The following is a 14,458-nucleotide window of genomic DNA, read 5'->3' on the forward strand; positions in this document are numbered from 1 at the left end:
GCGCCGCTCGAGGCGGCCGTGTACGGAGCGGGTGCGCGAGATCTCTGCCGGACTCGCCGCGCGAATCAATGCAGACGATGAACGAATGTTGAGCATGTCGGTTCCTTATTGAATATCGACGGTCGTCGGATCGGGCTGGCAGACGCCGTCGACGGTCTGAATTCCCGATGCCTGCCGGCGATGCTCGGCGACGGGCAGGCCATAGGCGATCCGGCAGACCGAACGCGAATCCGTGCCCCACTGAACAGTCAGCGAGCCGCGGTCGTCGAGCCCGCGCGCGAAGATCTTGCTCGCCTGGGCGACGACGCCGACTTCCTTGCCGGTCTCGTCGTGCACGACGGCGCCGAACGGCAGCGGCGTGCCGTCGGCCTGCGGCGCCCGGACGAGCGCGGCGCGGCCGGTGTCGGTTGCAAACCGGATGAGCGGCACCGCACCGGCGCGCGGCGCGATCTGCCGGCTGGTTTCCTTCAGTTCGACGTCCATCGAGATGCCCTTCGGATCGAGCGCGACCGTATTGAGGCTGTATGGCGTCAGGTACGGGACGACCGCGAAGCCGTTGCCGTCGACCTTGACGCCTGCCGCGTTCGTGATGCGCGCGCCCGCAGCGCCCGGGGCCTCGACGATCGCGAACGTTTCCGATACCGGCTGCGAGAACGTGATGCCGCCGCGGTGCGCGACGAGCGCGCCGCGCACGCCGAGCGAGCCCTGCTGGAAGTCGGTGCTCGCGCCCGCGCTCGCATTGATCTCGGCCATGCGCGCTCGGTACGTGACGTTCGCGCTGCCGTCCGTGACCGAGTCCGGCCCGGACGCGTGATTCGCGCTGACGCTGTACGACAGCGCGTGATCGTCGCCGAGCGAGCCGGACAGTGTCGACTGCAGCCGGGTGCGGCCAAGCGTGTCGCGCGACACGTTGCCCGAGACGGTCATCGGGCGCTCGCGGCCGAACGGGATCGTGACGCTCGCGTAATAGAGCGTGCCCATGTCGCCACCGGCATTGCGCTGGCGCGTGGCCGTCAGACTATAGGACACGTTGCGGAACCGGTTCGTGTAGCCGATCGAATAGTTGACGTCCGAGCCCGAGCGGTTCCAGTAGTCGACGGCCGACGCCGTGGCGTTGATGCGGCCGCCGTTGGTGCCGAGGCGCTGCGTGAGCGCGAGCGATGCGCGATGGCGCTGGCGCCACACCGAATGCGCGGAGCGGCCGTCGCGCGCGGCATCGCGCGCCTGCATCGCATCGTTGAGGCCGAAATAGCCGTCGGTCGAATAACGGTATGCGGCGAGCGCGATGTCGGTGCCGGTCGCATCGACGGACTTCGCGTAGCTGACGCGCACGCTCGAGCCGTTGTACCGCTTCGCGCCCGGGATCGAGGTCATCGCATGCGTGACGTCCGCGCCGAATGCGCCGAACGACGTATTGAGGGCGCCGCCGAGCATCGCGGACGCGTAACCGGCAGCGAGCGTGGCGCCGCCGTACGCGGTCAGCAGGTTGGTCAGACCGCGCTGGTACGTTGCCTGCGCGAATAGCGGCTGGCTCGACCCGTACGGATTGCGCAGCGCGCCCGCGACGAAGCTGTAGCGGCCGATGCCCGGCCGCAGCGACATCGGCACGGCGGCGTAGGGCACGGAGAACGTGTGCACGGAGCCGTCGGCCTCGGTGACCGACACCTGCAGGTCGCCGCCATATCCGGTCGGGTACAGGTCGTCGATTTCGAAATTGCCGGGCGCGACCGTCGTCTCGTAGATCGTCACGTCGTTCTGGCGGATCGTGACCTTGGCGTTGCTGTTCGCGATGCCGCGCACGACGGGCGCGTAACCGCGCAGCGAGTCGGGCAGCATCCGGTCGTCCGTCGACAGACGCACGCCGCGGAACTGCGTCGAATCGAACAGTTCGCCCGACGTGTAGCTTTCGCCGACGACGAGTTGCGACGACAGCGACGGCAGGTCGCGCTGCAGATAGGTCGCGATGCCCTGGTACCGGCTCTGGCCGCGCGACGACCACGAATACGAACCTTCGTGCCGGAAGCGCCAGGCGCCGAGATTCACGCCGCCGTTCAGGCCGAGGTAGCCCTGCGTCTGCGCGGTATGGCCGCTGGCCTTCGACGTGTACAGGTTGAAGTTGTAGCCGAGCAGGCCGACCGTTTCGCCCGACGTCCATTGATCGGGGCTCACGTAGCCGCGTGCCTTGCGCGCGAGCGATGCCTGCGGAATCGACAGCCGCAGCGTTTGCCGCGCGAAGTCGAACGTCGCGCTGGCTTCCGGCACCGCTTGCTCGATCCGCAGGCATGCGTCGCTGCTGGCGAGCTGCGCGACGACCTCCGGCGCGAGCTTGCCGAAATCGATGCCGACACGCTCGAACAGCGTGCGGTCGAAACATGGCCGCGCGTCGCCCGACTCGGGTGCGGCCGCGAAGCGCACGTCGTAGCGGCCGATCCAGTCGGGGCCGACATGGACGTCCACGGTGTACACGCCAGGCGCCGTCACGTTGCGCTGCGCGAAGCGCGAGACGTCGAAATGCTTGCCCAGCCGATTCTGCAGGAATGCGCCGTCGAACTCGACTTGCGCGAGCGTGCTTGCGGTGGCGGTTTGCGTCGTCGCGCGGCCCTCGCTCGACCACGCGCCGACGCAAGCCATGACCAGCAGATGGATCGGCTTGATGCGTGGCATGTCGGCCACGGCATGGCGCGGCAGTCGAGTCGTGTTCATGCGCAGTACTCCAGATGATGTCGGATCGGGCGGGCGCGTTCCGCCGGCGCGGTCGCGCGGGTGGACGCGCCGCGACATGGCGAATACCGAATCCGGGGAAACCGTGCCGTCCGGCCGGGACGGCGGAAATGGCGGCGGACGAAGAGGCGGAGCGGGCGGCGCGCGAGTGCTGCGGGCTGCCGGCCTCGGCCGCGCTACGGGGCGATGGCGACCGGACGCTCGATGTCCGTTGCGCGGCCCCAGTCGTTGATGCTGCCGAATTCGACCGTCGCACCGGCAGCGGGCGCGCCGGCGAGATCCTTGATCGGGAACCGTTGCGTGCTTCGCGGCAGCACGTAGCCCATGCCGGCGTCGTGCTTGCGGCCTGCCGATTTCAGCTGCACGTTGCCGAAATTGACGACGAACGGCGTCGGATTGCTTGCCTCGAGCGCGTAGCCGCCCTCGGCGCGCACCACGCGCCAGTCGAGCTGCCTCGGCGCATCGTCCGCGTTGCCGGCCAATCCTTCGGGGCGATACATGATCTTGATGCGCGAGCGGAACGCGAGCTGGATGCGGTTCCGGTCTTCTTCCGCGGACGCCTTCGGCGGCACTTCGAGCACGTTCAGCCAGAACAGCGATTCGCGGTCGGCCGGCAGCGGTTCGCCGGTGTGCACGAGACGCAGCGTCTGACCGTTGCCGGGCTCCATTCGGAAGATCGACGGTGTCAGTGTGAACGGTACGTCGATGTTCTCGGGCAACGCGCCGCTGTCGCCGTCGTCGAGCCACGCCTGCACCAGCGCCGGACGCTTGCTGTCGTTCGTCAGCTGGATCGTGACCTCGCGCTCGCTGGACGGGAAGATCACGCGCGTGCCGGCGATCACGACACTCGCATCGGCCTGCGATGCGAGTGCGGTGACGACGACGGCGAGCGTACGGAAGAGCTTCAACAGTTTCATGGGCGTAGAGAGTCGGATCGTTGGCAGGAAGCGGACGGAAACGGCGGTTTCCGCACCGCGCCGCGTGTCGGGGCGGAGATCGCCGGGCGGCGACCTCCACGCGTTCGTCCTTACTGGTAGATCAGCGAGTACTCGACACGCGAGTTGACGTCGCCGGCCTTCACGGCGCCCGACGCGTAGTACTCGGCGAAGTAGTTCAGCTTTGCGTTGCCTTCGGCGTCGATATCGGCGATTTGAGTGCTTGCGGCGGTTTGCGCGCCGATCGGGATCAGCTTCTGTTGATCATCCAGCACGTTGATCTGCACGCCTTCCGCGGCCTTGTCGCCCGAGTCGACCGTCAGTCGGCCGGTCGATTGATCGACATTCGTGCCGTTCTCGAAGATCACGCCGACCTTCACCGGATTGTCGTCGCCGACCGTGCAGCCCTTGAGCGCCAGCGAGAACGCGCTGCGACCGGCGACGGAGCCGACGTTGGCGAGCGCGGTGGTGCTGACCGGCGGCAGCGGGACGGTGAGGTCCGATCCGCCTTCGACGCTGCAGGTCGACGCGATGACTTTGCCGTGGAAGTTGACGGTGCCGTCCGCCGCATTGGCTGCGGACGAAAAGGCGGCGCCGGCGGCGAGCAGGAGGAACGGGATTGCGCTGCGCTTGATGATGGTCATGTTTGAATCTCCAAATAAACTGCGATGATTGAAAGCGTCAATCGAATTTAAATCTCCGTATGGCGCGTTTCGGAGTGAATTTTCGCGCTTGTGTAATGTTTTTGTAATTTGACAAGTACGAACGTATTTGCAGTTTTTGTCGGACAAGTACTAAAGATTTCTTTTTGCCGCACGCGGTATCCCGGCGCAGGCCCAGCGCTCGAGGGCGGACGAGCGCAATCGTCCGCCACGAAACCGGCGCGAGGCGCCGATTCAGTGCGGTATGCGATTGGCTGGGAGAAGCGGGTTGACGCGGTGTGAAGCGGCTTGAAGCGAAGCGAACCGGATCAGCGCCGGTTCGATGCGGAAAGGCGGGCCGGCCGCGCCCGTCGGCGGCCGGTCATCGTGTCATCGTGTCGTGGCGGAACCCGTCGAACAACGTTCGCGGGCGCGAACGGTCGCGATATTGCCGGGCGTCTCGTGTCAGGCGGCGGGCGCGTCGATAGCCGGATCGAGGCGGCGATAGCCTTCGGTCGCGCGCAGCAGCGTGCGCGTGTAGTCGCGTGCGACCTGGCCGGCGCGTACGTCCTCGATCCGCAGTTGTTCGACGATCTCGCCATGCTGCATCACCGCGACGCGCTGGCACAGGAAGCCGATCACCGCGAGGTTGTGGCTCACGAGGATCATCGTCAGGTTGCGTTCGCGATGCAGGCGGCGCAGCAGGTTCAGGATTTCGGCCTGCACCGACACGTCGAGCGCGGAAGTCGGCTCGTCGAGCAGCAGCACGCGCGGCTCGACGATCAGCGCGCGCGCGATCGCGACACGCTGGCGCTGACCGCCCGACAGCTGGTGCGGATAGCGGAAGCGGAACGACGGGCCAAGCCCGACTTCGGACAGCGCGCGGGCGATGCGCGCGTCGGCGTCGTCGATTCCATGGATCGACAGCGGCTCGCGCAGCGTCTGGTCGACCGTGAAGCGCGGATGCAGCGACGCGTACGGATCCTGGAACACCATCTGCACGTGCCGGCGCAATGCGCGATCCGGCGTGCCGCCGACGGGCCGGCCGTCGATCGACAGGCTGCCGCCCGCGAGCGGCGCGAGTCCCGTCAGCGCACGCAACAGCGTCGACTTGCCGGAGCCCGATTCGCCGACGAGCCCGAACACCTCGCCGTCGCGCACCGCGAAGCTCGCGTCGCGCACGGCATCGACATGACCCGTGCGGGTCGGAAAACGGATCGAGACGTGATCGACGTCGATCATCGTGCGGCCTCCTGCGGTTCGTGCGGAGCCGGCGCCGGCGCAGCGGCGTCGAGCCATGCCGGGTCGCGACGCAGCACCGGCAGTTCGTCGGGCGGATTCGCGAGCGGCGGGTTCGCCGCAAGCAGTCCGCGCGTGTACGGATGCGTCGCGTCGCGCAGGTCGCGCGCGGCGCAGGTCTCGACGACGCGGCCCGCGTACATCACCGCGACGCGATCGCAGAACGACATCACGAGCGGCAGGTCGTGGCTGATGAACATCAGCCCCGTGCCGTGCCGCGCGATCATCGCGTCGAGTACCGCGAGCACCTGCATCGACACCGCGACGTCGAGCGCGGACGTCGGCTCGTCGGCGATCAAGAGGCGCGGGCCCGTCGACACCATCATCGCGATCATCACGCGCTGGCCCATGCCGCCGGACAATTCGTGCGGATACGCATCGGCAACGCGCGCCGGGTCGCGGATCTGCACGGCCGCGAGCGCGTCGACGATCCGCTCGCGCAGCGCGCGCCCGCGCAAGCCCGGTTCGTGCAGACGGAACGCTTCGCCCATCTGCTTCGCGACGGTCATCACCGGGTTCAGCGAATACTTCGGATCCTGCAGGATCATCCCCATCTGGCTGCCGCACAGGCGCCGGCGTTCGCTCGCGGACAACGCGAGCAGGTCCTGGCCCGCGAAGCGCATCGTGCGGGCCGACCAGCGCGCGGCGTCGGGCAGCAGGCCGAGCAGCGCGCGGCCCGTCAGCGACTTGCCGGAGCCCGATTCGCCGACGATGCCGAGCCGTTCGCCGGGCGCGAGCGTCAGCGACAGGTCGCGCACCGCGTCGGTGACGACGCCGTCGTGCCCGCGAAAGCCGATCTTCAGGCCGTCGATCTCGCAGAGCGGCGCGGCGGCGTGGGCGGAATTCAATGACATGTCACGCTCCATGACGCGGATCGAAGACGTCGCGCAGCCCGTCGCCGAGCAGGTTGAACGCGAGGCTGACGAGCAGGATCGCGATGCCGGGCAGCGTCGCGACCCACCATGCGTCGAGCAGCACGTTGCGGCCCGACGCGACCATGAAGCCCCATTCGGGGCTCGGCGGCTGCGCGCCCAGACCGAGGAAGCCGAGGCCCGCGACGGTCAGGATGATGCCGGCCATGTCGAGCGTCGCACGCACGATCACCGACGACATGCACAGCGGCATGATGTAGCGCAGCAGGATCCGTGGGCCCGATGCGCCTTGCAGCCGCGCCGCGTGGATGTAGTCGGCCTGTGCGATGCGGATCGTCTCCGCGCGTGCAAGCCGTGCGTAGGCCGGCCACGCGGTGATCGAGATCGCGACGACCGCGTTGATCACGCCCGGCCCGAGCGCGGCCGCGAACGCGAGCGCGAGCACGATCTTCGGGAATGCGAGCGCGATGTCGGTGAAGCGCATCAGCACGCTGTCGACGAAGTCGCCGCAATAGCCGGCCGTCATGCCGATCAGCAGGCCGATCGGCACGACGATCACGACGACGAGCAGCGCGATGCCGAGCGTGAGGCGCGAACCGGCGATCATCCGCGAAAGGATGTCGCGGCCGAGCTGGTCGGTGCCGAACCAGTGCGATGCCGAACCGGGCGGCAGCAGGCGGTCGGACAGCACCTGATGCAGCGGATCGTGCGGCATGATCGACGGGCCGACGATCGCGACGACGATCAGCGCGAGCAGAATCGCGAGCCCGAACAGGTTGAGCGGGTTGATCGCGAAGCGGCGCCAGCGGCGGTACGCGAGGCCGAACGCGGCCTGCGAGCGCGACGCGGGCGCATCGGAAAGAAGCCACGCGCGCAGCGTGAGACGCTCGACATTCATGGTCGGGTGGCCTTCGGCATGGACGGTGAAGGAAGCAGGGTGGAAACGGTCATGTCGGGACGATCCTCAACGCGCACGCGGATCGAACACGCGGTACAGCGCGTCGGTCAGCAGGTTGACGGTGATGAACATCGCGCCGATCACGAGCGTCGCGCCGAGCACCGCGTTCATGTCGGCGTTCAGCAGCGCGCCGGTCAGGTACGAGCCGATTCCCGGCCACGCGAACACGATCTCGGTCAGCACCGAGCCTTCGAGCAGGTTGCTGTACGTGAGCGCGATCACGGTGAGCAGCGGCACCGCGATGTTGCCGAACGCATGCCGCCAGATCACGCGGCGTTCCGACAAGCCCTTCGCACGTGCGGTGACGATGTACTCCTGGCTCAGCTGGTCGAGCATGAACGAGCGCGTCATCCGGCTCAGGTACGCGACCGAGTAATAGCCGAGGATCGCGGCGGGGAGCGCGATGTGCGACACCGCGTTGCGGAACACGTCCCATTCGCCGGCGAGCGCCGCGTCGATCAGCAGGCTGCCCGTGCGCGGGTCGACCATCCCGTCGTACACGGGATCGAGCCGGCCCGGGCCGCCGACCCAGTGCAGCCGCGCATAGAACAGCAGCAGCCCCATCAGCCCGAGCCAGAACACCGGCACCGAATTGCCGATCAGGCCGACGAAGCGTGCGATGTGGTCGATCGGCCGGTTGTGCTTCACCGCGGCCGCGACGCCGAGCGGCACGCCGATCGCGATGCCGATCAACGTCGCGATCGTCGCGAGCTCGAGCGTGGCGGGGAACACGCGCCGGATGTCGTCGAGTACGGGGTTCGACGTCAGCAGCGACATGCCGAGATTGCCGTGCAGCACGTCGCGCGCGTAGATCAGGAACTGCGTGACGAGCGGCTTGTCGAGGCCGAGTGCGATGCGCTCGGCCGCATACGCGTCGGCCGACGCGCGATCGCCGAGGATCGCGAGCACGGGATCGATCGGAACCTTGCGGCCGATCACGAACGTCAGCGCGAGCAGCCCCGCGAACGTGACGGCGAGCGTGAGCGCCCAGCGCAGCACGCGCAGCGCCCAGCGTACGGCCGGACGCCGCGCGGGCAGCGTGCGCAGGGTTTCGAGGGAGGAGGCGGGAGTCGACATGCGGCGAATCTCATTGCTTCTTCAGGTTACGGTACGACACGAGATCGTTGATCGGCCCGACCTCGAGCCCGCTCACGCCGGGCCGTGTCGCGACCTGCGCGACCTTCTCGAACATGATCACGAACGGCGAGCGCGCGAGCATCTCCTTCTGCATCGCCTGGTACCGCTGCGCGCGTTGCGCGGCGGTCGGCTCGGCGAGCGCGGTGTCGGTTTCCTTCGTCAGTTGCGGAATGTCCCAGCTGTTGCGCCAGGCCAGCATTTTATAGCTCGACTTGTCGGAGTTGTCGGGGTTCCACGCGAAACCCTGCGCGTTGCTGTGCGGGTCGATGTAGTCGGCCGACCATTCGCCGATGTAGATGTCGTGCTGGCGTGCGCGGTATTTCGCGAGCGTCTGCTTGTTGTCGCCGGGGATCAGCTGCACCTTGACGCCGGCCTGCGCGAAGTTCGCCTGCACGGCCTGCGCGATCTCCGTGTACGGATAGTCGTTGCGCACGTCCATCGTCACCGAGAAGCCGTTCGGCACGCCGGCCTTCGCGAGCAGCGCCTTCGCCTTCGCGACGTCGAGCTTGTACGGATTCGCGTTCAACGTGCCGAGGAAGCCTTCGGGCAGGAAGGTCTGGTGCACCTTGTAGGTCGTCTTCACGACGTTGGCCTGGATGCCCGCATAGTCGACCAGCCACTTCAGCGCTTCCTGCACGTCGGGCTTCGCGAGCGTCGCGTTCTTCGTGTTCAGGCCGAGATACAGCAGCGTCGCCTGCGGCGAGGCCATGACCTTCGCCTTGCCCGACTTCACGACCGACGCGAGATCGTCGGGGCTCAGGTCGCGCGCCGCGTCGACGTCGCCGTTTTCGAGCAGCAGCCGCTGGCTCGCCGCTTCAGGCACGTGGCGCAGCACGATGCGCTTCATCGCGAGCGGCAGCCGGTAGCCGTCGAAGCGCTGCAGCACGATGCTGTCGCTGGGCGACCACTTGACGAGCTTGTACGCCCCGGAGCCGGCCTCGTTGGTCTTCAGCCACGCGTTGCCGAAGTCGTTGCCCTGCTGGTGCGACAGCAGCAGCTTCTTGTCGACCACCGACGCGGGCCACGAGCCGAGCACGTTCAGCACGAAGGTCGGTGCGTACTTGTGATCGGTCGTGATCGACACCGTCTGGTCGTCGAGCTTCTTCACGTTCGCGGCGACGTTGGCCTTCGTGAGCCCGATGCCGGTCAGCACCGCGGCCGGGCCCTTGTCGAGCAGCACCGCGCGCTGGATCGACCACGCGACGTCGTCGGCCGTCAGCGGGTTGCCCGAGTGGAACTTGAGGCCAGAGCGCAGCTTGAACGTAAAGGTGAGCCCGTCGGGGCTCACGGTCCACGACTGCGCGACGTCGCCGTTGAATTTCGACGGATCGCGCAGGTCGACGCGCACGAGCCGGTCGTACGTGTTCGCGACGTATTCCTCCGGCACCAGCTCGTAGATCTCGCCGGGATCGAGCGTCGTGAATTCGTCGAGCAGCGTGGCCATCACGAACATGTCCTTCGGCGTTTCCGCGCGGGCGGAAAGCGGAACGGCGGCGAACAGGGACGCGGCGGCCAGCGCCGCGACGAGCCGGGAGGTCGGGAATTTCATGGGCGCTTCTCCATCTGTCGTTTGAGTCGTTGAACGTGCATGAAAAAGGGGGCGTGCAGCGTCGTCACATCAGGCGCCACGGGCCGCTCGCCGCGTTGTCGATCTGCGGCAGCGCGCGCGAACCGGGCAGCTCGTAGTGCCACCACTCGCTGTCGATGTGCGCGAAGCCGGCCGCATGCATCACGCCGAGCAGCAGCAGCCGGTTGCGTTGCACGTGCTCGGGAAGCCCGGCGTGAAAGTGACCCGACGCGGCCACCATCTCGTCGAACCCGGTGCCCATGTCGAGCGGCTCGCCGTTCGCGCCGACGAGCGTCAGGTCGAGCGCGGTGCCGCGGCTGTGGTTCGACCCGCGGCCCAGATCGGCGACGAAGTTCGGATCCGGCAGGAAATCCCACAGCACCTGCTGCGCCTGCGGCGGCCGGTACGCATCGTAGATGCGCAGCATGAAGCCGGCCTGCGCGGCGACGTCGACCGCACGGCGCAGCGCGGCTTCGGCCGGCTCGAGCAACAGACAGTGCGCGTTGCGATAGATCGGCTTGCCGGTCAGGTTGTGCCCGGTCGCGTAGACGAGATCGATCTCGACGCGATGCGTGGCGGGCGTGATTTCGACGAGGCGGTGACGGTTCATCGGCGGTCCGGTTCGCTCAGGATTCGAATTGGTCGAACGTGCGCTGCAGTTCGCGGTTGCGCGCGACGCGCCGGTCGATCGCGGGACCCAGGCGGTCGACCACGGCGGTGATCAGCAGGTTGAACAGGCAGGTGAGCGGCGCGAGCGAATCCCAGAACTGGCCGACGTCGGTCTTCACCTGCAGCAGATCGGCCGGCCATTCGCGCGCCCACGGGCAATACAGATCGGTGACCAGCGCGAACGGCTGGCCGCGTTCGGCTGCCGCCTGGCAATAGCGGCGCGCGCTGCGCGAATACGCGCGCGTGTCGGTGACGATGCAGTACGGCCGTTCGAATTCGGAATTCAGCGAATCGACGTACGAGCCCGACTGGCCGTCGGAATAGAACACGCGCGGGCGCAGGTATTCGAGATAGCTGCTGAACGCATTGCTGATCCCGCGGGTCGACTGGATACCGAGGATGAATACCGCATCGGCATGTGCGATCCGGTCCGCGACCTGCGCGAACACCGGTTCTTCGGCGAGACGGTACACGTGGCGAATCGCGTCGAGTTCGCGCTCGAGCGACGTTGCGAGCGCGCCGTCGCTGCGATGGCCGCCGGGATCGCCGGCGGCCGGTTGCGTGGCGGCGGCGCGGCGGTACTCGTCGAGGCGGTCGGTGATCATCCACGGGCGGTCGCTGCCGCCGCGCAGTTCGCGTTTCAGGTCGTCGAGATTCCGGTAACCGACGCTGCGCAGGAAACGCCCGACCGAAATGCCGCTGGTGCCGGTCTGCTGCGCGATCTGGTCGGCGGTTTCGAGCCCCAGCCGGTCGAGGTTCGCGAGCATGTAGCTCGCGATGCGCTTCGCGGTCGGCGTCAGTTCGGCAAAGCGGGATTCGACGGTATGGGCGAACGCACAGGTCATCGGGCTGTTAGATCGTTGTCATCGGATGGTTCGGTGTCATCCATCTAACAAAGCCAAAATCATTCGCGCCAGCGGATAAAAACTATGGCCTGGAGGCGAGTGATAGGATCTAGTAGGTGCGCGAAGCGACGGGAGAGGGCTGCCCGATTTCCGATTATTGCTGACAGACATACCGTGCGTTTATGCCTGTAGCAGATCATTCGCGTTGACGGGTGCTGCCGTACGGCCGCTTCCATTTGACGCCGCTCTACGACGCGATGCCGCTCCGGCCGGTCGAGGGGAAGGCGGCGAACACGACGACGGCGCACGCGCGGCAACCCGAAGCGGCCGCGCGTGCAGCGTCGCTGACTCACTTCTTCAGCGTCCGGTACGACACGAGGTCGTTGATCGGCCCGATCTCCGGCCCCGTCGTGCCGGGGCGCGTCGCGACCTGCACGACCTTCTCGAACATGATGATGAACGGCGAGTTCGCGAGCACGGCCTTCTGCAGCGCCTCGTAGCGCTGCGCGCGCTTCGCGGGCGACGGCTCGACGAGCGCGGCCTCGGTGTCCTGCGTCAGTTGCGGGATGTCCCAGCTGTTGCGCCACGCGAGCATCTTCGTCTTCGACTGGTCCGAGTTGTCCGGATTCCATGCGAAGCCGCGCGCATTGCTGTTCGGGTCCATGTAGTCGGGCGACCATTCGCCGATGAAGATGTCGTGCTGGCGCGCGCGGTACTTGCCGATCGCCTGCTTCGCATCGCCCGGAATCAGCTTCACGCGGATGCCGCCCTGCGCGAAGTTCGCCTGCAGCGCCTGCGCGATCTCGATGTACGGATAGTCGTTCGGCATGTCCATCGTCACGTCGAAGCCGTTCGGCAAACCGGCCTTCGCGAGCAGCGCCTTCGCCTTCGCGACGTTCTGCTTGTACGGATTCGAATTCAGCGTGCCGAGGAAGCCTTCCGGCAGGAACGTCTCGTGCACCTTGTAGGTCGTGCTGACGATGTTGCGCTGGATGCCGTCGTAGTCGACGAGCCACTTCATCGCCTGCTGCACGTCCGGCTTCGCGAGGTTCGGGTTCTTCGTGTTCAGGCTCAGGTACAGCAGCGCGGACACCGGCCACGACGCGACCTTGATCTTGCCGGCCTTGGTCAGCGCGGCGAGGCTGTCGGGGCTCAGGTTGCGCGCGGCATCGACGTCGCCATTTTCCAGCAGCAGCCGCTGCGCGGACGCCTCGGGCACGTGGCGCAGCACGACGCGCTTCATCGGATACGGCGCGCGGTACTTGTCGAAACGCTGCAGCACGATGCTTTCGTTCGGCGTCCACTTGACGAGCTGGTACGGGCCCGAACCCGCATCGTTGGTCTTCAGCCAGCCGCTGCCGAAATCGTTGCCCTGCTGGTGCGACGTCAGCAGCTTCTTGTCGAGCACGGACGCCGGGCATGCGCTCAGCACGTTGAGCACGAAGCTCGGCGCGTACTTGCGGTCGGTTTCGAGCACGACGGTCTGCGGATCGACCGCGCGCACCTTCTGCATCACGTTCGCCTTCGTGAGGCCGAGATCGGCGAGCACGCCGGCCGGGCCCTTGTCGAGCAGGATGGTGCGTTGCAGTGACCACGCGACGTCGTCCGCGGTGACCGGGTTGCCGGAATGGAACGTGAGCCCGGGGCGCAGCTTGAACGTGTACGTGATGCCGTCGGCGCCCACCGTCCACGATTGCGCGATCTGTCCGTCGAAGCGCGTCGGATCCTTCAGGTCGACGCGCACGAGCCGTTCGTAAGTGTTCGCGACGTACTCGGACGGCACGAGCTCGTAGATTTCGCTCGGATCGAGGGTCGTGAATTCGCCGAGCTGCGTGGCGACGACGAAAATGCCGGGCGGCGTCGCGGCCTGCGCCGGCAGCGCCGGAACGAGTGCGACGAGCGCGGCGCTGACGAATAGCCGGGACAGCAGATGCTTCATGCGGGCTCCGTGGAAAGGGAATCGTGGTGCGATTCTCTCATCGACGGCGGCCCGGATGAAAATATTCGGCGGGCGCGCGGGCGGGCGCCCGCGCCGATGCTGTCGCGCCGGGCAGGGCGCCCGGCGCGTGCGGAGATCAGATCACGCAGCGCGCGATCGCGAAGCGCATCGCTTCCTCGGCAGGCTCGCTGCCCGACCCGCGCACGACCTTGACGACGGAGCCGCTGCCCGACGGCGTCAGCGTGACGAAGTACGAGCGCGAGCCGACGGTGATGTCGGTCACGCCGTTGTGCTGCGACTGCTCGGTGCCGGACAGGCGGCTGTCGAGGCAGTTCGCGATCGCGTGGGCCGGGCGCGCCGACGACACGTAGATCATCGGCGCCGAGCCGGATGCGGCCGAGTCGGACGAGGGCGCGGAACCGCAGGCGGCAAGCAGCGCGGCGGGAAGGAGCAGCAGGAATCGTTTCATATCGGAATCGTCGTGTGTCTCGTGTCGAGGCTGGGGCGCGGGGTACGCGAAACGCGGAGCTTCGCGACGAAACCGCCGGCATCGTGCCGTTTCCTGACGGTCGATACGGGAGGCGGCTGACGTCGGAGTATACCTGCGGCATGTGACGCGAGCGGCCGATTGAAACGATTCGATACAACACAAGCGCCCGCTGGCGCTCGGCGGCAGCGGGCGTTTCAACGATGGCGAATCGGCGTTGCCGCCGTTGCGGGCCGATCGTGTGGCCGACCGGCATTTTCCCGCCGGTTCGGCACGTGCTTTTCGCTCTGCGCAAGCTGACGGCGATCCTGCGCGGCCATGTCCCGCTCTTCGCGGCGGATCTTGCGGTCGTCACGATGCAGGTACGCATCGAGCATCCACAGGCGCG

At 67.3% G+C, this 14,458-nt stretch carries 13 protein-coding genes; all 13 read right to left on the reverse strand.

The genetic code is table 11. The annotated features are described in order from the left end of the window. Window positions 1-105 precede the first annotated feature (105 nt). Window positions 106-2,703 carry a fimbria/pilus outer membrane usher protein gene (locus tag Q3A80_RS04755; RefSeq protein WP_446327917.1) on the reverse strand — a complete coding sequence of 866 codons (2,598 nt, stop codon included), beginning with the start codon at window positions 2,701-2,703 and terminating at the stop codon, window positions 106-108. Between the two features lie 194 nt (window positions 2,704-2,897). Further along, complete coding sequence (locus Q3A80_RS04760; RefSeq protein WP_446327918.1) at window positions 2,898-3,638, reverse strand: fimbrial biogenesis chaperone; 741 nt, start codon at window positions 3,636-3,638, stop codon at window positions 2,898-2,900. Between the two features lie 110 nt (window positions 3,639-3,748). After that, window positions 3,749-4,300, reverse strand: coding sequence for a fimbrial protein (locus tag Q3A80_RS04765; RefSeq protein WP_446328130.1), 552 nt, complete (start codon window positions 4,298-4,300; stop codon window positions 3,749-3,751). 462 nt (window positions 4,301-4,762) lie between these two features. Further along, the gene (locus tag Q3A80_RS04770; RefSeq protein ID WP_446327919.1) at window positions 4,763-5,539 is read right to left on the reverse strand and encodes an ABC transporter ATP-binding protein; all 777 of its coding nucleotides are present in this window, start codon (window positions 5,537-5,539) and stop codon (window positions 4,763-4,765) included. Beyond that, window positions 5,536-6,450, reverse strand: a complete 915-nt coding sequence (locus Q3A80_RS04775; RefSeq protein WP_446327920.1) for an ABC transporter ATP-binding protein — start codon at window positions 6,448-6,450, stop codon at window positions 5,536-5,538. Before Q3A80_RS04775 ends, Q3A80_RS04770 begins: the two co-directional genes overlap by 4 nt. A 1-nt stretch (window position 6,451) precedes the next feature. Further along, window positions 6,452-7,366, reverse strand: coding sequence for a nickel transporter permease (gene nikC / locus Q3A80_RS04780; protein ID WP_446327921.1), 915 nt, complete (start codon window positions 7,364-7,366; stop codon window positions 6,452-6,454). A 66-nt stretch (window positions 7,367-7,432) separates the two neighbouring features. Continuing rightward, window positions 7,433-8,503 carry an ABC transporter permease gene (locus Q3A80_RS04785; RefSeq protein WP_446327922.1) on the reverse strand — a complete coding sequence of 357 codons (1,071 nt, stop codon included), beginning with the start codon at window positions 8,501-8,503 and terminating at the stop codon, window positions 7,433-7,435. 10 nt (window positions 8,504-8,513) lie between these two features. After that, window positions 8,514-10,112 (reverse strand): ABC transporter substrate-binding protein, encoded by a 1,599-nt coding sequence (locus Q3A80_RS04790; RefSeq protein WP_446327923.1) that lies wholly within the window; start codon window positions 10,110-10,112, stop codon window positions 8,514-8,516. 64 nt (window positions 10,113-10,176) lie between these two features. Further along, window positions 10,177-10,740, reverse strand: coding sequence for a D-alanyl-D-alanine dipeptidase (ddpX, locus tag Q3A80_RS04795; RefSeq protein ID WP_446327924.1), 564 nt, complete (start codon window positions 10,738-10,740; stop codon window positions 10,177-10,179). 16 nt (window positions 10,741-10,756) lie between these two features. Beyond that, entirely contained in the window at window positions 10,757-11,644 is an 888-nt protein-coding gene (sapR, locus tag Q3A80_RS04800) for a sap1 transcriptional regulator SapR (RefSeq protein WP_446327925.1), read from the reverse strand. Window positions 11,645-11,993: 349 nt separating this feature from the next. Beyond that, window positions 11,994-13,583, reverse strand: coding sequence for an ABC transporter substrate-binding protein (locus tag Q3A80_RS04805; protein WP_446327926.1), 1,590 nt, complete (start codon window positions 13,581-13,583; stop codon window positions 11,994-11,996). Between the two features lie 136 nt (window positions 13,584-13,719). Further along, window positions 13,720-14,052: a sugar ABC transporter ATPase gene (locus tag Q3A80_RS04810; protein WP_446327927.1), complete on the reverse strand. Its 333-nt coding sequence runs from the start codon at window positions 14,050-14,052 to the stop codon at window positions 13,720-13,722. Between the two features lie 215 nt (window positions 14,053-14,267). Next, window positions 14,268-14,447, reverse strand: a complete 180-nt coding sequence (locus Q3A80_RS04815) for a hypothetical protein (RefSeq protein ID WP_446327928.1) — start codon at window positions 14,445-14,447, stop codon at window positions 14,268-14,270. Between the last annotated feature and the right edge of the window lie 11 nt (window positions 14,448-14,458).

The sequence above is a fragment of the Burkholderia sp. SR8 genome (genome assembly GCF_052851275.1).